This is a genomic window from Sinorhizobium garamanticum (assembly GCF_029892065.1).
GTDB classification, from domain to species: Bacteria; Pseudomonadota; Alphaproteobacteria; order Rhizobiales; family Rhizobiaceae; genus Sinorhizobium; species Sinorhizobium garamanticum.
Genome location: NZ_CP120373.1, coordinates 1,031,459 through 1,048,872 on the forward strand (window position 1 = coordinate 1,031,459; position 17,414 = coordinate 1,048,872).

The 17,414-nt window shown below is 62.4% G+C and carries 15 protein-coding genes and 1 tRNA gene; 6 read left to right on the forward strand and 10 right to left on the reverse strand.

Features of this window, described 5'->3' with window-relative positions:
• Positions 1–69 precede the first annotated feature (69 nt).
• The 3 genes from PZN02_RS04980 to PZN02_RS04990 all read left to right on the forward strand — a co-directional run bounded on the left by PZN02_RS04980 (position 70) and on the right by PZN02_RS04990 (position 2,049).
• Positions 70–145: transfer RNA gene (locus PZN02_RS04980), tRNA-Ala, on the forward strand.
• A 191-nt stretch (positions 146–336) separates the two neighbouring features.
• On the forward strand, positions 337–1,122 hold the full coding sequence (locus tag PZN02_RS04985; protein WP_280660503.1) for a YdcF family protein: 786 nt from the start codon (positions 337–339) through the stop codon (positions 1,120–1,122).
• Positions 1,123–1,413: 291 nt separating this feature from the next.
• The gene (locus PZN02_RS04990) at positions 1,414–2,049 is read left to right on the forward strand and encodes a trimeric intracellular cation channel family protein (RefSeq protein WP_280660504.1); all 636 of its coding nucleotides are present in this window, start codon (positions 1,414–1,416) and stop codon (positions 2,047–2,049) included.
• Between the two features lie 60 nt (positions 2,050–2,109).
• Here PZN02_RS04990 and irrA read toward each other — a convergent pair whose 3' ends face one another.
• Complete coding sequence (gene irrA, locus PZN02_RS04995) at positions 2,110–2,532, reverse strand: iron response transcriptional regulator IrrA (protein ID WP_136509262.1); 423 nt, start codon at positions 2,530–2,532, stop codon at positions 2,110–2,112.
• A 386-nt stretch (positions 2,533–2,918) separates the two neighbouring features.
• Between irrA and fabA the strand changes: the two genes are divergently transcribed.
• The 3 genes from fabA to fabI are packed head-to-tail and all read left to right on the forward strand — an operon-like array spanning position 2,919 to position 5,513.
• A complete protein-coding gene (fabA, locus tag PZN02_RS05000; RefSeq protein WP_153442463.1) occupies positions 2,919–3,434 on the forward strand; it encodes a 3-hydroxyacyl-[acyl-carrier-protein] dehydratase FabA in 516 nt (171 codons plus the stop codon).
• Between the two features lie 47 nt (positions 3,435–3,481).
• Positions 3,482–4,702: a beta-ketoacyl-ACP synthase I gene (gene fabB / locus PZN02_RS05005; RefSeq protein WP_280660505.1), complete on the forward strand. Its 1,221-nt coding sequence runs from the start codon at positions 3,482–3,484 to the stop codon at positions 4,700–4,702.
• Between the two features lie 4 nt (positions 4,703–4,706).
• A complete protein-coding gene (fabI, locus tag PZN02_RS05010) occupies positions 4,707–5,513 on the forward strand; it encodes an enoyl-ACP reductase FabI (RefSeq protein ID WP_280660506.1) in 807 nt (268 codons plus the stop codon).
• A gap of 82 nt (positions 5,514–5,595) precedes the next feature.
• Here fabI and PZN02_RS05015 read toward each other — a convergent pair whose 3' ends face one another.
• The 9 genes from PZN02_RS05015 to PZN02_RS05055 all read right to left on the reverse strand — a co-directional run bounded on the left by PZN02_RS05015 (position 5,596) and on the right by PZN02_RS05055 (position 17,412).
• On the reverse strand, positions 5,596–5,838 hold the full coding sequence (locus tag PZN02_RS05015) for a hypothetical protein (RefSeq protein ID WP_280660507.1): 243 nt from the start codon (positions 5,836–5,838) through the stop codon (positions 5,596–5,598).
• A gap of 267 nt (positions 5,839–6,105) precedes the next feature.
• Positions 6,106–7,122, reverse strand: a complete 1,017-nt coding sequence (locus tag PZN02_RS05020; RefSeq protein WP_280660508.1) for a class I SAM-dependent methyltransferase — start codon at positions 7,120–7,122, stop codon at positions 6,106–6,108.
• Positions 7,123–7,202: 80 nt separating this feature from the next.
• Positions 7,203–9,356, reverse strand: coding sequence for a polyribonucleotide nucleotidyltransferase (gene pnp / locus PZN02_RS05025; RefSeq protein ID WP_280660509.1), 2,154 nt, complete (start codon positions 9,354–9,356; stop codon positions 7,203–7,205).
• 454 nt (positions 9,357–9,810) lie between these two features.
• Positions 9,811–10,080: a 30S ribosomal protein S15 gene (gene rpsO, locus PZN02_RS05030; RefSeq protein WP_280660510.1), complete on the reverse strand. Its 270-nt coding sequence runs from the start codon at positions 10,078–10,080 to the stop codon at positions 9,811–9,813.
• Positions 10,081–10,350: 270 nt separating this feature from the next.
• Entirely contained in the window at positions 10,351–12,075 is a 1,725-nt protein-coding gene (locus tag PZN02_RS05035) for a sensor histidine kinase (protein WP_280660511.1), read from the reverse strand.
• A 333-nt stretch (positions 12,076–12,408) separates the two neighbouring features.
• Positions 12,409–13,344 carry a tRNA pseudouridine(55) synthase TruB gene (truB, locus tag PZN02_RS05040; RefSeq protein WP_280660512.1) on the reverse strand — a complete coding sequence of 312 codons (936 nt, stop codon included), beginning with the start codon at positions 13,342–13,344 and terminating at the stop codon, positions 12,409–12,411.
• Positions 13,345–13,353: 9 nt separating this feature from the next.
• On the reverse strand, positions 13,354–13,767 hold the full coding sequence (gene rbfA / locus PZN02_RS05045) for a 30S ribosome-binding factor RbfA (protein ID WP_280660513.1): 414 nt from the start codon (positions 13,765–13,767) through the stop codon (positions 13,354–13,356).
• Positions 13,768–13,947: 180 nt separating this feature from the next.
• Positions 13,948–16,614, reverse strand: a complete 2,667-nt coding sequence (gene infB, locus PZN02_RS05050; RefSeq protein ID WP_280660514.1) for a translation initiation factor IF-2 — start codon at positions 16,612–16,614, stop codon at positions 13,948–13,950.
• Positions 16,615–16,719: 105 nt separating this feature from the next.
• A complete protein-coding gene (locus PZN02_RS05055) occupies positions 16,720–17,412 on the reverse strand; it encodes an RNA-binding protein (protein WP_280660515.1) in 693 nt (230 codons plus the stop codon).
• Positions 17,413–17,414: the final 2 nt, after the last annotated feature.

Here is a 17,414-nt window from a genome sequence, read left to right on the forward strand (position 1 = left end):
TAATAAGCCGCCACTCGCCGGGCACAACGCCCGACGATCTTCCCGGAACCGGCGCTGCCGGACCCTGATGGGGCTATAGCTCAGCTGGGAGAGCGCTTGCATGGCATGCAAGAGGTCAGCGGTTCGATCCCGCTTAGCTCCACCAAAACTTTCCAATGACTTGCGACACGAAGGCCTACGACGGCGGCGATTTCTTGCGCGTGCGCATAGCATTCTCGGCAACGTCGTCAGAACGATGACGGCAACCTCGGCTAGAAACGCAAGGGCCTTGCTGCCGGCGCGATGATAGTGGAATTTAAAGAAAATTAACCCACCAGGCGCCAGAACAGTTGCCTCATGTTCCTTGCCTCCAAGATCTTCTGGCTCCTTGCCCAGCCGCTCTCCCTCGCCTTCTTCAGCGTCCTCATCGGCTTTCTGCTGGCGCTGCGAGGCCGGGCACGCATCGGTGGCGTCTTCGGCTCTCTTGGCCTCCTGGTGCTGTTCCTGAGCCTTTTTACGACCGCAGGCTCCTATTTCCTGCAAGTCCTCGAAGACCGGTTTCCCCGCCCTTCCCCTCCGGCGGAGCTCTCCTGCATCATCGTGCTCGGCGGCGCCTTCGAGAACGTGGTGATTGACGGGCGCGGCGGCATTGAGCTCAACCAGGCGGCGGAGCGCTTCGTCGAGGCCGTCCGGCTTGCCAAGGCCTATCCTGCCGCGCGCATCCTCGTGTCGGGCGGCGACGGCTCCTTGAGCGGCGGCTATGCCGGCGACGCGGAGGCCTCGCGGGCGTTCTTCGACGCATTCGACATCGCCCCCGATCGTCTCGTCCGTGAGGAAGACTCGCGCACCACCTTCGAGAACGCGCGCTATACCAAGGACCTGCTCGCTGAGAACCAAATGGAACATTGCGCGCTTGTCACCTCGGCCTACCACATGCCGCGCTCGATCGGCCTCTTTCGTTCGTTCGGCATCGACGTGATGCCCTGGCCGACGGATTACCGGACGAGCGGCAAGGTGCGGCTCGGCTTCGACTTCACTCAGCCCTCACTCAATGCGCAACTGGCGACGACCGCCGCCAAGGAATGGACCGGGCTGCTCGCCTACTATCTACTCGGCCGGACGCAAACGATCCTGCCGCAATAGGTTTTGCGATAGGCCGTGCCCGGTGGGCCCCCATTCGCCTGCCGGCACCTCCGCAGGCGGGGCATGGGTCAAGCGGGGCCGTCTCGCGCGACATCGCCGTTTGAGGGGAAGAGGGCTGCGCCAAACTCCGCGTCCCCTCTCGCCGCAAGTGGGAGACGTTTCCTCAGTTTGAGTTGTCACGCATATCCTTGGATAGCACAGCCTTCCGCCCCGCTGACTTATTCCCGCCGTTGCGCTAATGAACGCGGATAGCGTCAGCCCGGGCTCGGCGCAGTCCAGAGCGGAGCATTCATGCCGATCCTCGAAATTCTTGACTATGCCGGTGTGGCCGTCTTCGCGGCGACCGGCGCGCTTTCGGCGTCGCGCAAGCAGCTCGATATCATCGGCTATCTCTTTCTCGCCTCCATCACCGGCATCGGCGGCGGCACGATGCGCGACGTGATCCTGGGGGCAACACCGGTGTTCTGGGTGTTGAACCCGGCCTATCTGATCGTCTGTGCCTCGGTCGGGCTCCTGGTGTTCCTCACATCGCACCGCTTCGAGTCGCGCTACCGCGTGCTCGTGTGGCTCGATGCGGTCGGGCTTTCCGCCTATTGCGTCATGGGTGCCGCCAAGGGGCTGGCGGCGACAGGCTCGCCGATCGTCGCGATCGTGACCGGCATGCTGACGGCAACCTTTGGCGGCATCCTGCGCGATCTGCTCGCCGGCGAACCCTCCGTGCTCTTGAGGCCGGAAATCTACGTCACCGCGGCCCTTATCGGCGCAGGCGCCTTCGTTCTGGCGGCGATGGTCGGCATGCCGCTCGCGGCGACCTCGGCGCTCGGCGTGCTGGCGGCCTTTGCCGTGCGCGGCGGCGCGTTGCGGTATGGCTGGACACTGCCGACCGGCAAGGCCGGTCCTGGCCGCGACCCGAGCGACGTGATGTAGAAACCTTTGAAGATATCACGGCGCCTTAATCGTCCGGCGGACGCGGCGCCGTTCTTACGGTCAGCGGTCGGACTTGCGACGCAGACGGATCACGACATCGACATGGGAGATCTCCATGCCTTCGGGAGGCTCCGGAAGATTGTCGATCTGGATGTTGCTCACCGGAATGTCGAGCACCTCATTCTGTCCTTCGACGAAGAAATGATGATGGTCGGACACATTGGTGTCGAAATAGGTCTTGGCGCTCTCGACCGCCAGAACGCGGATCATGCCCGCTTCGGTGAACTGGTGCAGCGTGTTGTAGACGGTCGCGAGCGAAACCGGGACGCCGGCCTCAACCGCTTCTTCGTGCAACTCCTCGACGGTCAAATGACGGTCGCCCTTTGCGAAAATGAGATCCGCAAGCGCGACGCGCTGACGTGTCGGGCGCAACCCCGAATTGCGCAGCCTCTCCTGCGAACACATTTGTGGTGCTTTCGTCATGCGCAGCCGTTTCGGTATCCTGGCCAAAATTCACAGATTATCCGTTTGCGATATAACTTCTGCTGCCGCCGCTTTCAATAGATTCCGAGCTTCCAGGGGCGCAAACGCCTGAAAATCGGCCCAAAGCAGGGGAAGGCTGGCATTTAACTCTGGCCGTGCCCACATTCATACTGTAAGCGACGGCGGAACGATGTCGCTAATAAGAGCCGAATGAGAGAAAATGTGAAGCGGGTTTTCGCCGCCATCCGCACTAACTTATAGGATATCGCAGAAGCGGAAACTGCGGCAGGCAGGACAGCCATTGGCGTAGGCCACGCTTCAATTCAGCCCGAACTTGCTCTAAAGCAGGTCGGAGAACACTCAGTCACTCGGGGAAGCAACCATTCATGACCACCAGACAATCCAGCTTCAGCTATGAGGAAATCCTGACCTGCGGCCGAGGTGAAATGTTTGGCCCCGGCAATGCCCAATTGCCTTTGCCGCCGATGCTGATGTTCAACCGCATCACCGATATCTCGGAAACCGGAGGCCCGCACGACAAGGGCTATATCCGCGCCGAGTTCGACATCACGCCGGACCTCTGGTTCTTCCCCTGCCATTTCATGGGCGACCCCGTCATGCCGGGCTGCCTTGGTCTCGATGCCATGTGGCAGTTGACCGGCTTCTTCCTCGGCTGGCTCGGTGAGCCCGGCAAGGGCCGCGCTATCTCCACCGGCGAGGTGAAATTCACCGGGATGGTGACGCCGAAGACCAAGCTGGTCGAATACGGCATCGACTTCAAGCGCGTGATGCGCGGCCGCCTGGTGCTCGGCATTGCGGACGGCTGGATGAAGGCCGACGGCGAAGTGATCTACAAGGCCAGCGACCTCAGGGTCGGTCTTTTCCAGGAAAAGGCCGACTGAGCCGCAAAAAGGCCAGGACGGGTTCAAGTTAAGAAAAGGTCAGTACCATGAGACGGGTTGTTGTCACGGGCCTCGGCATCGTTTCCTCGATCGGTAACAATGCCGAGGAAGTCACGGCATCGCTGCGCGATGCGAAATCGGGCATTACTTTTTCCCCGGACTTCGCCGAGAACGGCTTCAAGTGCCAGGTCTGGGGGGCACCAACGCTCGACCCGACGGAACTCGTCGACCGGCGCGCCATGCGCTTCCTGTCGCAGGGCGGCGCCTGGAACCACGTCGCGATGAAGCAGGCGATCGCGGATTCAGGCCTCGAAGCCGGCGAAATCACCAACGAACGCACCGGCATCATTATGGGCTCGGGCGGCCCTTCGACGCGCACCATCGTCGAGGCTGCAGAAATTACCCGCAAGAACGTGAGCCCCAAGCGCATCGGTCCCTTCGCGGTGCCGAAGGCGATGTCCTCGACGGCCTCGGCCACGCTTGCGACCTGGTTCCAGATCCATGGCGTCAACTACTCGATCTCGTCCGCCTGCTCGACCTCGGCGCATTGCATCGGCAATGCCGCGGAAATGATCCAGTGGGGCAAGCAGGACGTGATGTTTGCCGGTGGCCACGAGGATCTCGACTGGACGATGTCCAACCTTTTCGATGCGATGGGCGCGATGTCGTCCAAGTTCAACGACACGCCGTCCTCGGCCTCGCGCGCCTATGATTCCAACCGCGACGGCTTCGTGATTGCCGGCGGCGCCGGCGTTCTGGTGCTCGAGGAACTGGAGCACGCCAAGGCCCGCGGCGCCAAGATCTATGCCGAGATCGTCGGCTATGGCGCAACCTCAGACGGTTACGACATGGTCGCGCCGTCCGGTGAGGGTGCCGTGCGCTGCATGCGTCAGGCGCTTGCGACCGTGAAGGGCGATGTCGACTACATCAACACCCACGGAACCTCGACGCCAGTAGGAGACTCCAAGGAAATCGGCGCCATTCGCGAAGTCTTCGGCGAAAAGATGCCGCATATCCAGTCGACCAAATCGCTCACGGGCCATTCGCTGGGAGCTGCCGGCGTCCAGGAATCGATCTACGGCCTGTTGATGATGCAGGCCGGTTTTATCGGCGAAAGCGCACATATCAGCGAGCTCGACCCGGAGTTCGAAGGCGTACCGATCGTCCGCAAGCGGATCGACAACGCCAAGATCGACACGGTTCTTTCGAACTCCTTCGGTTTCGGCGGCACCAACGCCACGCTCGTCTTCCAGCGCTACAACGGATAACACAATGAACGGACTGATGAACGGAAAGCGCGGCCTCATCATGGGTGTGGCCAACAACCATTCTATTGCCTGGGGAATCTCGAAGGCGCTCGCCGCCCAGGGCGCCAAGCTCGCCTTTACCTATCAGGGCGAAGCGCTCGGCAAGCGGGTGAAGCCGCTCGCGGCAGAGGTCGATTCCGACTTCCTCCTGCCCTGCGACGTCGAGGACATCGCCTCGGTCGACGCCGTGATCGCCGCGATCAAGGAGCGCTGGGGAAAGCTCGATTTCGTCGTTCACGCCATCGGCTTCTCCGACAAGAACGAGCTGAAGGGGCTTTACGCGGACACCACGCGCGAAAATTTCAGCCGCACCATGGTCATTTCCTGCTTCTCCTTCACCGAGATCGCCAAACGCGCCGCCGAGCTGATGAGCGAGGGCGGCACGATGCTGACGCTGACCTATGGCGGCTCGACGCGGGTGATGCCGAACTACAACGTGATGGGTGTTGCCAAGGCGGCGCTCGAAGCTTCGGTGCGCTATCTCGCCGCTGACTACGGCACGCGCGGCATCCGCGTCAACGCGATCTCCGCCGGGCCGATCCGCACGCTCGCCGGCGCTGGCATCTCGGACGCGCGCGCGATGTTGTCGTGGCAGCAGAAGAATTCGCCGCTGCGCCGCACGGTGACGATCGACGATGTCGGCAATTCCGCGCTGTACCTTCTTTCCGACCTTTCGCGCGGCGTCACGGGCGAAATCCACTATGTGGATTCCGGCTACAACATCACCTCCATGCCGACGCTCGAGGCATTGCGCACGGCCGACGTGGAGTAAGACAGCCGATCCGGGTTATTCACCAGACGCATTCTGGACGGAAAGCCGTTACACAGTTTTCTTGGAATTGCTCCAACCCGGATCAGGCCGCCGTCCAGGCCCAAATCAATCCGAACAGAATGGCCAGAAGTCCGAGGCCAACAATGGCTGTCGCGCCACGCATGTGCCGCAGCTTTCCCGGCACAAGCGGCGCGCGATAGAGCTTGCGCAGGAACGGGAGTGGAACCTCCGACGTCGCGCCATGTCCCTCGGCATTCTTGATGTCGCGCGCAATCACCTCTTCAACATCCTCCATCATAGGGGGTCGAGCGGGTCCGAATCCCATAGCCTGCTCCTCTCCTGCAAAGACGCACCGACGTGACCATGGTGTGCCCGATCGTCCCTGCTGGCAACTGGAAACGGCGCGTCACGGCTACAGCGCGGCGCGTCTTTTGGGACGCGCAAAGGTCGCTGTGGCATTTTGAATTGCTGCATGATTCCTCAAATCGATTCCGATTTGAGGAATCATGCAGTAAGCGACGGCGCTGTCCGGAGCGTGTGGACTTACGCGGTTCCGGACGGAAAGCCGCTGCACATTTCTCCCGGAATTGCTCTACCGTTTCGCCCAGAGCACCTTGAAGCGAGCGTTGCGGCAGGTCTCGCCGCTCTCCTTGAAGTTTTCCGCGAGAACCTGCTCGTAGGGCAGGCCGCGATTGGCAACGAGCATCAGCCTGCCGCCGTGCTTCAAAGCCTTGGCGGCGGATTTGATGATCGCGGCACCGAGCGACGGCTCCGCGGCGTGGCCTTCGTGAAAGGGCGGATTCATGACGATCAGGTCGTATTTGTCGCGCGTCTCCTCGCTAGTCAGGTCGTGCCAATAGAAGCGAGCCGGTGTCGAGGGGGCGTTCGCCATCATATTGGCGCGCGCGGCCTCCAGCGCTTCATAGTCCGCCTCGAAGAGATCGATGCCCTTCAGCCCCGGCGAGGCATGGGCGAGCATCACCGACAGATAGCCCCAGCCGGCACCGAAATCGGCCGCGTGGCCGGTAAGATCCTTGGGAAGGCGAGAGGCAAGAAGCTCCGAACCAGCATCCACCCGGTCGTGCGAGAACATGCCCGGCGACGCCTCGAACAGGCCGTCTACGCGCACCGGCACTTTGGCGAGCTGAGACACGGCCCCCGACACATCTTCCGGCCGGGTAAACCAGAAGGCGACGCCATGGTATTTCGGCAGCGAGTCCCCATCCCAGCCGAATTTGCCGATCTTCTTGCGCAGCGGCTGGATCCCGTCCTCCTTGCCACCCGCAACGACGATCAGTGCACCGGCGCGGGTGCGCTTGAGCGCCTCGGCGATCCGATCCTCGTTTTCGCCCTTGTGCTTGCCGCAGAGTACCAGCGCGGCGTCATAATCCTCACCCTCGGCGACCGGCGTCACGTCGGCACGTGCCGCTTCCAGGGCGCGATAGAGTGACCTTAGGGGCTGCACGGCGGCAATCGAGGCGGAAAAGTCCTGCGGCAGCCTGTAGCCCGCCTCCGCCCCGAGAAAGAGCACGCGTTCGTCCTCTCCCGGCGGATCGATGACGCCGGTCTCGAAAGGATGGAACAGCGTTTTCAGTGCGTCGCGACTCATGGGGTGATTCCGTTTTTTGCTTACAGAAAGGGGCGCGGAGCAATCCGCTCCGCGCCCCCGAGTATTTTGGGCGGGACGGCTTATTCAGCCGCTTCGCCACCGTCCTTCTTCTCCGCCTTCTCGGCGACGACTTCCTTGCCGGTCGCCTGATCGACGACCTTCATGGAGAGGCGAACCTTGCCGCGCTCGTCGAAGCCCATCAGCTTGACCCAGACCTTGTCGCCTTCCTTGACGACATCGGTCGTCTTGGCGACACGCTCGGAGGCGAGCTGCGAGATGTGGACGAGGCCATCGCGGGCGCCGAAGAAGTTGACGAAGGCGCCGAAATCGGCGGTCTTGACGACCGTGCCTTCGTAGATCTGGCCGACTTCCGGCTCAGCGACGATCGAGTGGATCCACTTGCGGGCCGCTTCGATCTCCTTGGCGGAGGCGGATGCAATCTTGACCGTGCCGTCGTCTTCGATGTTGATCTTGGCGCCGGTCTTTTCGACGATCTCGCGGATGACCTTGCCGCCCGAACCGATGACTTCACGGATCTTGTCGACCGGGATGTTCATCACTTCGATGCGCGGGGCGAATTCGCCGAGCTGGCCGCGGCTCTCGGAGATGGCCTTGGCCATTTCGCCGAGAATGTGCAGGCGGCCGCCCCTGGCCTGGTTGAGGGCAACACCCATGATCTCTTCGGTGATGCCTTCAATCTTGATGTCCATCTGCAGCGAGGTGATACCGGCATCCGTGCCCGCAACCTTGAAGTCCATGTCGCCGAGATGGTCTTCGTCGCCGAGGATGTCGGAGAGAACGGCGAAGCGGTCATCTTCCTTGATGAGGCCCATGGCGATACCGGCGACGGGCTTGGCAAGCGGAACGCCTGCATCCATCAGCGCCAGCGAGGTACCGCAGACGGTGGCCATCGAGGAGGAGCCGTTGGACTCGGTGATTTCGGAGACGACGCGCAGCGTGTAGGGGAACTGTTCCGCCGTCGGCAGCATCGGGTGGATGGCGCGCCAAGCGAGCTTGCCGTGACCGATTTCGCGACGACCCGGAGAACCCATACGACCCGTTTCACCGACCGAGAAGGGCGGGAAGTTGTAGTGCAGCATGAAGTTTTCCTTGTACATGCCGGTCAAGGAATCGACATACTGCTCGTCTTCGCCCGTGCCAAGCGTGGCAACCACGATCGCCTGCGTCTCGCCGCGGGTGAAGAGCGAGGAACCGTGCGTGCGCGGCAGGATGCCGACTTCGGCGACGATCGGGCGGACCGTGACGAGGTCGCGGCCGTCGATGCGGCTCTGGGTGTCGAGGATGTTCCAGCGAACGATCTTGGCCTGCAGGTGCTTGAAGACGGCAGCGATCTCTTCGGCCGTGTGGGGAGGGTTCTCGAGGCCTTCCGGCAGGAAGTGTTCCTTCACCTTGGCCTTGACGGCGTCGACAGCGGCGTAGCGGGCTGCCTTCTCGGTGATCTTGTAGGCATTGCGCAGCTCGTCTTCCGCGATCGACAGCATGGCGTTTTCGAGGGCGGAATGATCTTCCGGCTCGAACTCGCGCGGCTCCTTAGCGGCGACTTCGGCGAGCTTGATGATCGCATCGATCACCGGCTGGAAGCCCTTCTGGCCGAAGACAACGGCGCCGAGCATGATGTCTTCCGGCAGCTCCTTGGCTTCCGACTCGACCATCAGCACGGCTTCCTGCGTGCCGGCGACGACGAGATCGAGAGAGGATTCGTCCATCTCGTCGAGATGCGGGTTCAGCACATATTGGCCGTTGATGTAACCGACGCGGGCGCCGCCGATCGGGCCCATGAACGGGATGCCGGAAAGCGTCAGCGCGGCAGAGGCCGCAACCATCGAAACGATGTCCGGATTGTTCTCCAGGTCATGCTGCATGACCGTGACGATCACCTGGGTGTCGTTCTTGTAGCCTTCCGGAAAGAGCGGGCGGATCGGCCGGTCGATCAGGCGGGAAACGAGCGTTTCGTTTTCGCTCGGGCGGCCTTCGCGCTTGAAATAACCGCCGGGAATCTTGCCGGCCGCGTAGGTCTTTTCCTGGTAGTTGACGGTGAGCGGGAAGAAATCCTGGCCCGGCTTCGGTGCCTTGGCGGAAACAACGGTGGCAAGCACCACCGTTTCGCCGTAGGTGGCGAGAACGGCACCGTCAGCCTGACGCGCGATCTTGCCGGTTTCGAGCTTGAGCGGACGCCCTGCCCATTCGATTTCTACCTTGTGGGTCTCGAACATGTTCTGTCCTTCGTGTGCGGGAGACCTTCCGCGGCTTTTGCAGCGCGGATGATCTGAGAGCCGCTTGGTGGTGGCGCATCACGGGCAAGACAACGGGAGGCTTCAAAACAAACCGGCTCGATCCCGTCTCGCCGTGCTGCCCGCGTGGCAGCTCCGGCGCGCGGGCGCCGAAGCATCCTGCAATCCTGCCCCATGACGGGCCATCGGTTGATCCGCGATACCGGCCCATCCGGTTCGCTGGACATTCTCTCCAATCCTCGCGCCTCAGGCGCCAGCGGAGAGACAATTCTGCCGCGCGGTAGCGTCCTTTCAGACGCACAAAATTCGCAGCAGCACTTTGAATTTCTGCATGTTTCTATCCTTTAATCGGCACCGATTTAAGGAAGCATGCAGCAGGCGATCAAGCGCCCATAAAAAGCCGGCGGACCGCAAGCGGCCCGCCGGACAAAGTCGTTTAGCGACGGATGCCCAGGGCACCGATCAGCTTGGTGTAGCGCGCTTCGTCTTTCTTCTTCAGATAGTCGAGGAGCGAACGACGGCTGGAAACCATCGCGAGAAGACCACGGCGGGAATGGTTGTCCTTCTTGTGGCCCTTGAAGTGTTCGGTCAGGTTGTTGATCCGTTCCGTCAGGAGCGCAACCTGGACTTCCGGAGAACCGGTGTCGCCTTCGACGGTCGCGAATTCCTTGATGAGCTGAGCCTTGCGCTCTGCAGTAATCGACATCGGATGATCCTTTCGTTTCGAGGATTTCGGGGTCGCCGGCAGCCGGGATGTCGTCCAGCCGCGGCCGTTCATACGAAGAGGCAGTGCCTTTCGATGGCGTGCCTATAAACGAAATGGATCGAAAAGGAAAGGGTCATGGAACCAGGCATCCGGAGGCGACACGCCACGCTTCAATTGCCGGTTGGCTGAAGGCGCGCCCACCGGTTTTCCGGGAATCGAGGTGCTATCCGGCAAACCCTTGAAAAGCGTCCGCGTCCATCATTCTCGCAGTCAACTTCCGGTTTCGGCCGGTACCTCGCCCCTGCTGCTGCGCGGAATCCGGATATTCCATTCGATGCCGTCCGGGTGCATCGTCCGTTCGAGTTCGGCGCTCAGCGCCATGCCGAGCATGCGCTCGAGCACGACCGTTCCGAAACCCGTTCGCCCTGACGTTTGTTTCGGCGGCGCAATATCCGCTCCCTCTTCGCGCCAACGAATGGCGATCATTCCATCCGACACCGACCAGTCGAGCCTGATGATACCGGTCGCGTTGGCAAGTGCGCCATATTTGGTCGCGTTGGTCGCGAGTTCGTGCAACGCCATGCCGAGCATCTGTGCCACCTGCGTTTCCAACCGAACGGCCGGACCGCTCAGCACGATGCGCTGCGGGTCATCGGGAGCAAACGGTTGCAGTTGGTTCTGCGCCAGTTCGCGGAAATCGACGCCGAGGGCGGCATTGGCGACCATCAGGTCGGTAGACCGGGCAAGGCCCGCGATGCGTTTTCGAAAGGCCTCGGCGAATTCCGAGGCGCTCTCGGTAGAAGAGGCGGACTGGTTCAACATCGATTGAATGACGGTGAGCTGGTTCTTCGAGCGGTGCGCGACCTCTCTCATCAGAAAGCGGATTTCCCCTTCGGCCTTGGTGCGCGCCGCGGCCGCCCGGGCGAATGCGCTCGATACGTACTCGACCTCGGTGATCACGTATCGACGCGGCTTTATGGGCTCGCCGGCACCAAGACGGCGCGCGTCCATGGCAAGCAGCTTCACCCCCTGCGAGAGCAGGCGGGCGATTGCCCACGAACCCGCAACTGCGATGCTTGCGAAGATAATGCCGCCAAGCGACAACCAGAGGAACGACCATAGTATCGGCGCATCGACAACCGCACGCGGCGCCCAGGCGACGATGCGCCATCCGGTCACGATGGAAAACTCGGTCGCGACGCGGTAGTCCGCGCCGTTTTCGCTGATGTTGGCGACGCCGATACTGATCGCCGGCAGATTCTCCAGGAAGAAGGCATCGCCCGGTTTGACCGAGGCATCGGAGGACACTATCACCTTCCCGCTGCCATCCACCAGTGCCGCGTTCCAGCCGGGCGACAGCGTGTCGCGGTTGACGGCCTTCGCCATCCCGTCAGCGTCTTGCGTCAAGGCCAACAGATAGCTCTCCCCGGTTGCCAGCCTGACCGGAAGATAGACGTTGAAGGCCCATCGCCCGTCGGTGCTGTCGAAAAACACGCCGGAGACGAGCGGACCCTTGTTCTTGAAGGCAAGTTCGATCGATTCCGGATCGGACGCCTGTCCGAGTGGTGCACCAAAGGGAAGGTGGGTGTTCAGTCTCTGATTGTGGTTCCTGTCTATGACAATCAGATTGGAATCGGTGTCGGCCAGGGCGACGGAAGCGCGGTTGTAAAAGGCGCGCATGTCGCGCAGCTCGATCTCGCTCGATGTCGAAAGAACCTTGAGCGTCGTCAGCATGCCCTCGACCTCGCGCTCGACGATGCGCGCGACGGAGCCGGTCGAGGCGTTCAGGAGCGATGTCACGACCTGCTCCTGTGCATCCATGCTGCGTTTCAGGATGACGAAGGAGAAGATGAAGGAAGGGATGATCGCGATCAGCAGCAACGAGACCAGATAGAAGCTGAAAGGCCGGCGGAGACGGTCCCGAACGAAGGCGGCGGCAGCCTGCAAGCCGCCGCGCGAAGCGTTTCCGTGGTCCTTCCCTGACACCTCAGTCACCCGGGTCGCCTTTCACCGTCTATCGTCGCGCCGCCGGTGGCCAACGATCGAACGAGGTCCCGTGCGCTCCTGCGCGTCGGCCGCACAACCACTACCGGTTGACGCGCATGGCAAAATCGCGATCTCGGATTGGCCCCAACTGCCGCGAACGGCCATATCCGCAGCTTGCGCCGAATAGATCGAATCGTCTCCCGCGATCATGCGTCAGCGTTTCGCCAAACGCAAACCGCCTGCAGCGCCGCGCGCCTCTTCAGACGCGCAAAAGGCGCTGTAGCGCTTTGAATTGCTGCATGTTTTTATCCTTAAATCGGCGACGATTTAAGGAAACATGGATCACGGCGTGGCAAACACCCGCTTCGGCCGGAATTCGCCTTCGGCGATCTCGCCGATCGCCACGAGCTTGCCGCGCGCCGTTGCATAGGCCTCGGGAGCAGGCAGCGGTGCCTCGCGGCCACGCAGGATGATCGGATTGCCCATCTTGAGGCGATGCGCCTGATCATCGTTGACGGCGATGTGCGGCAGGTCGGAAAGAGCCTCGCCCGTCTCGATCAGGAAGTCGTCCAGCGCGGCAAGCCGCTCGCCATCGTCCTCGATCTTCTCCAGCGCGACGAGGTCGGCAAGCGGCACCATGTCATCTTCGCCGAAGGGAGCCACGAAAGTGCGGCGGAGCGAAGCGATATGCCCGAAGCAGCCGAGATCGCGGCCCATATCGCGGGCAAGCGAGCGAACATAGGTTCCCTTGCCGCACTCGATCTCGAAATGCGCGAGATGCGGCGTGCATCCGATCAGCGAAAGCCGAAAAACCTCCACTTCCCGGGCCGGAATTTCTACCGTCTCCCCCTCGCGAGCGAGATCGTAGGCGCGTTCGCCGTCAATCTTGATCGCCGAGAATTGCGGCGGCACCTGGCTAATCACACCGGTATATTTCGGCAGCAGGGCGCGGATCGCCTCTTCCTTCGGCCGCTCTGCGGACGAGCGGACGACTTCGCCCTCAAGATCGTCGGTCGTCCGCTCCTCGCCCCAGGCGACGGTGAACTCGTAGATCTTGCGCCCATCCATCACGTAGGGGACGGTCTTCGTCGCGTCACCAAGCGCTATCGGCAGCATGCCGGAGGCGAGCGGATCGAGCGTGCCGGCGTGACCCGCCTTCTGCGCCTTGAACAGCCACTTGATCTTGGAAACGGCCTCGGTGGAACCGAAATCGAGCGGCTTGTCGAGGATCAGCCAGCCCGAGATCGGGCGACCCTTGGGTTTGCGCGGTTTGGACATGGGTCTTTCTTATTTTTCTTTTTCGTCGTCGGTATCGGAATCGAGGTCGCGGCTGACCTCCGGCGAGCGCAGCAGCGCGTCGATCTTCTGATAATTGTCGAAGCTCGTGTCGTCTCTGAAACGGACGTCCGGCATGTATTTCATCTGCCGGAGCTGCGGCCCCAGGCGCCCGCGGATGAACTTCGCGTTCCGGTTCAATGCCTCGATGATCGCGCCATGGTCGGCCATGCCGAGCGGGGTGACATAGGCTGTGGCGATCTTCAGATCCGGCGACATGCGCACCTCGGAAATGGATATCACCGTCTTTTCGATCAATGGATCGCGCACCTCGCCACGCTGCAGAACCTGCGTGATCGCGGCGCGCACCTGTTCTCCCACGCGCAGCATGCGCTGGGAAGGAGCGGAGGATGTGGATCTGGTCATCGTACTTACCTCGGATCACGTCATGATCTTGGATTGAATTCGCTCAAATCACAGACGGGATCGATTTCAATGAAATGCGGGATGCGGGCGTAGAACCGCCCGCTTCTTTCCAATCCCGCTTCAAAAAGTGCGAGCGCCGAACATGAGCCGGCGCCCGCACAATCTCCAACCGGACGGAAATCAGAGTGTGCGCGTGATGTGTTCGACGCGGAAGCACTCGATCGTATCGCCGGCGCGGATGTCTTCGTAGTTTTCGAAGGCCATGCCGCATTCCTGGCCGGCCTGAACTTCCGAAACTTCGTCCTTGAAGCGCTTGAGCGTCTTGAGCTTGCCCTCGTGGATGACGACGTTGTCGCGCACCAGACGGACGCCCACGCCACGCTCGACCTTGCCCTCGGTGACACGGCAACCCGCGACCTTGCCGACCTTGGTGATGTTGAACACCTCCAGGATCTCGGCATTGCCGAGGAAGGTTTCGCGCCGTTCGGGCGAGAGCAGACCGGACATCGCCGCCTTCACGTCATCCACCAGATCGTAGATGATGTTGTAGTAGCGGATTTCGATGCCAGAGCGTTCGGCCGCATCGCGCGCCTGCTTGTTGGCGCGGACGTTGAAGCCGATGATCGCGGCATTCGAGGCTTCGGCAAGCGAGATATCCGACTCGGTGATACCGCCCGCACCCGAGTGCACGATGCGCGCACGCACCTCGTCGGTCCCGAGCTTTTCCAGAGCGCCGGCGATCGCCTCGATCGAGCCCTGCACGTCGCCCTTGATGACCAGCGGGAACTCCTTCAAGCCGGAGGTATGGAGCTGGCTCATCATCTGCTCGAGCGAACCGCGCGAGCCGGACTGGCGCGCAACCATCTTTTCACGGGCAAGCCGCTGGCGATATTCGGAAATCTCGCGCGCACGGCTTTCGTTCTCGACGACCGCGAACTTGTCGCCGGCGGCCGGCGTACCGGAGAGACCGAGGACTTCGACCGGGGTCGACGGGCCGGCCGACTTCACGTGTTCGCCCTTGTCGTTGACGAGGGCGCGCACGCGACCCCACTGGTCGCCGGCAACGATGATCTGGCCGGGGGTAAGCGTACCCTTCTGCACGAGAACGGTCGCGACGGCACCGCGGCCGCGATCGAGCTCGGCTTCCACCACCGTTCCTTCAGCTGTCCGGTTCGGATTGGCCTTGAGATCGAGGATTTCGGACTGCAGCAGGATCGCCTCGAGCAGCTTGTCGAGGTTGGTGTGGTTCTTCGCCGAGACTTCGACATCGAGAACTTCACCACCCATCGATTCGACGAAGACTTCGTGCTGCAACAGCTCGGTGCGGACCTTTTGCGGGTTCGCCGTCGGCTTGTCGATCTTGTTGATCGCCACGATGATCGGCACATTGGCCGCCTTGGCGTGGTTGATCGACTCGATCGTCTGCGGCATCACGCTGTCATCGGCCGCCACGACGAGGACGGCAATGTCCGTCGCCTGGGCACCGCGAGCACGCATCGCCGTGAAGGCAGCGTGGCCGGGAGTGTCGATGAAGGTGATCTTCTGACCGCTCTGCTCGACCTGGTAGGCGCCGATGTGCTGGGTGATGCCACCGGCTTCGCCGGCGACCACGTTGGCGTGGCGGATCGCATCGAGCAGCGACGTCTTGCCGTGGTCGACGTGGCCCATGATCGTGACGATCGGCGGACGCGGCTCCATGTTCTCTTCGGTATCCGTGATGTTGAAGATGCCCTCTTCGACATCCGACTCCGAGACGCGCTTGACCGTGTGACCGAATTCGCCGGCGATAAGCTCGGCGAGATCGGCATCGATCAGGTCGCCCGGCTTCATCATCTGGCCTTCCTTCATCAGGAACTTGATGACGTCGACCGCACGTTCGGACATACGCTGCGACAGTTCCTGAATGGTGATGGTCTCCGGCAGAACGACTTCGCGCGAGATCTTCTCACGGGTCTCCTGCATCTGGCTGCGCTTGAACTTTTCCTGCCGGCGACGCATCGCCGAGAGTGAACGTCCGCGCTGACTGCCGTCTTCGTCGACAGCAGCCGTCAATGTCAGCTTGCCCTGACGACGACCGTCATCGCCCTTCGGGCGCGTGACCGGCTTTGCGGGTTCCGGACGCACGACCTTGCCCCGTGCGGGACCGGCGCCGCGTGCGCCGCGCTCGTCCTCTTCCTCGGCACCTGCGCGACGGCCGCGAGGCGCGACGGCGGCAGGCGCCAGCGGCGCGGCGGGAGCCGGACGCGGCGGCTGCGGGCGTGCGTCGGGGCGGCGTTCCGCCGTGACTGCGGGAGCAGCTACAGACGGCTGCTCTTCCTCGACCTTTTCGGCGGCGCCGGCCGGACGTGCTGCCTCTTCGGCGGCGCGGCGAGCGGCCTCTTCCCGTTCGCGTGCGGCACGCTCTTCTTCCTCGCGCCGACGGCGGGCTTCCTCTTCGGCGCGGCGCTTGGCTTCTTCGACCTCGCGGATCTGGGCTTCCGCCAAGGCGCGACGGCGGGCTTCCATCTCGCCAGCGGACAGATCGTTGAGCACAACGCCGCCACGCGGACGGTTCTGCTCATGGCGCGGCTGATGCGGTTGCGGCTGCGGCGCGGGGCGGCCCGACGGCTGGGGCGGCATGGGGCGCTGCTCCGGCGCACGTGCTGCCGGCGTCGCGCTCATGGGCGTGATCGGCCGTTCATCTTCGGGACGGGAATGGCGCCGCTTCTTGGTTTCAACCACTACCGCCTTTGTGCGGCCGCGGCCCATGTCCTGACGCACTGTTCCCTGCTGAACCCCGGAGGGTTTCAGGGTCAGCGTCTTCTTGCCCGCTACGCTGAGTGTCTTGTCGTCTTTGTTGTCGGTCATTCCGTTCCGTTCCTAGCGATCAGGGCCGGATACGAAATACCTGACCCTGTCTTCCAAATTGTCTCAAACAATGCTCGCGATGCCGGCCCTTGCCGGTGACGCGTGTCATTGCTGTGGCTTGCCAGCGCCGCCTTCGGCCCGGACCGGGACAGATCCTCGGTACTTTTCGAGCATGATTGCGCGCTTCACTACACCCTCACCCGCCTGCCCTGCAAGCGCTGCGGCATGGATAAAAGCATTACTTCCCAAAAGCCCCTCCATTTCCGCCACCGTGAAGGAGCGGAATGCGGGTATTTCCGTTTCATTCTCAACCACGAAGCTCATCGCCTTGCGAGCCTGATCGATCTTGCGAACGCCGTCGGCAGCCGCATCGATCGCGTGGAAGACGCCAAGCGCCGCGAGACCACGCACCGCCTGTTCAGTCTTTGTCGCCCCGGAGACGAACTGGCCGGCCTTACGCGCCATGTTCATCATTCCGGCAAGCTGCTCGACAAGCAACCTGTCGACGTCGTCCGCCAGCGCCGCGTCGGCCCTGACATCGGCCTTGAGGGCACGGGCGAAGAGCTTCTTCGCCACCGCCTTCTCGACGAGCGCCCGCTCCGCCTTGATCCAGCATCCGCGCCCGGGAAGCTGCCGCTTCAGGTCCGGCACGACGCGTCCGTCGGGGCCTGCGACGAAGCGGATCAGCTCGTCCGGAGAACCGCTCTCGCGGCTGACGATGCAGGTCCGGGTGCTGCCGCTCCGGTCCTTCGGACCCTTGTCCGAAGGCAGGGTGTCAGCATCGGTTTCCGTTATCATCG

Excerpts from the sequence above, each read along its gene's own strand:
- rpsO (WP_280660510.1), bottom strand. The coding sequence starts at position 10,080 with ATGTCGATTACTGCAGAGCGCAAGGCTCAGCTCATCAAGGAATTCGCG.
- infB (WP_280660514.1), bottom strand. The coding sequence starts at position 16,614 with ATGACCGACAACAAAGACGACAAGACACTCAGCGTAGCGGGCAAGAAG.
- PZN02_RS05055 (WP_280660515.1), bottom strand. The coding sequence starts at position 17,412 with ATGATAACGGAAACCGATGCTGACACCCTGCCTTCGGACAAGGGTCCG.
- PZN02_RS05020 (WP_280660508.1), bottom strand. The coding sequence starts at position 7,122 with ATGAGTCGCGACGCACTGAAAACGCTGTTCCATCCTTTCGAGACCGGC.
- PZN02_RS04985 (WP_280660503.1), top strand. The coding sequence starts at position 337 with ATGTTCCTTGCCTCCAAGATCTTCTGGCTCCTTGCCCAGCCGCTCTCC.
- fabI (WP_280660506.1), top strand. The coding sequence starts at position 4,707 with ATGAACGGACTGATGAACGGAAAGCGCGGCCTCATCATGGGTGTGGCC.
- PZN02_RS05015 (WP_280660507.1), bottom strand. The coding sequence starts at position 5,838 with ATGGGATTCGGACCCGCTCGACCCCCTATGATGGAGGATGTTGAAGAG.
- fabA (WP_153442463.1), top strand. The coding sequence starts at position 2,919 with ATGACCACCAGACAATCCAGCTTCAGCTATGAGGAAATCCTGACCTGC.
- irrA (WP_136509262.1), bottom strand. The coding sequence starts at position 2,532 with ATGACGAAAGCACCACAAATGTGTTCGCAGGAGAGGCTGCGCAATTCG.
- truB (WP_280660512.1), bottom strand. The coding sequence starts at position 13,344 with ATGTCCAAACCGCGCAAACCCAAGGGTCGCCCGATCTCGGGCTGGCTG.
- rbfA (WP_280660513.1), bottom strand. The coding sequence starts at position 13,767 with ATGACCAGATCCACATCCTCCGCTCCTTCCCAGCGCATGCTGCGCGTG.
- fabB (WP_280660505.1), top strand. The coding sequence starts at position 3,482 with ATGAGACGGGTTGTTGTCACGGGCCTCGGCATCGTTTCCTCGATCGGT.
- PZN02_RS04990 (WP_280660504.1), top strand. The coding sequence starts at position 1,414 with ATGCCGATCCTCGAAATTCTTGACTATGCCGGTGTGGCCGTCTTCGCG.
- pnp (WP_280660509.1), bottom strand. The coding sequence starts at position 9,356 with ATGTTCGAGACCCACAAGGTAGAAATCGAATGGGCAGGGCGTCCGCTC.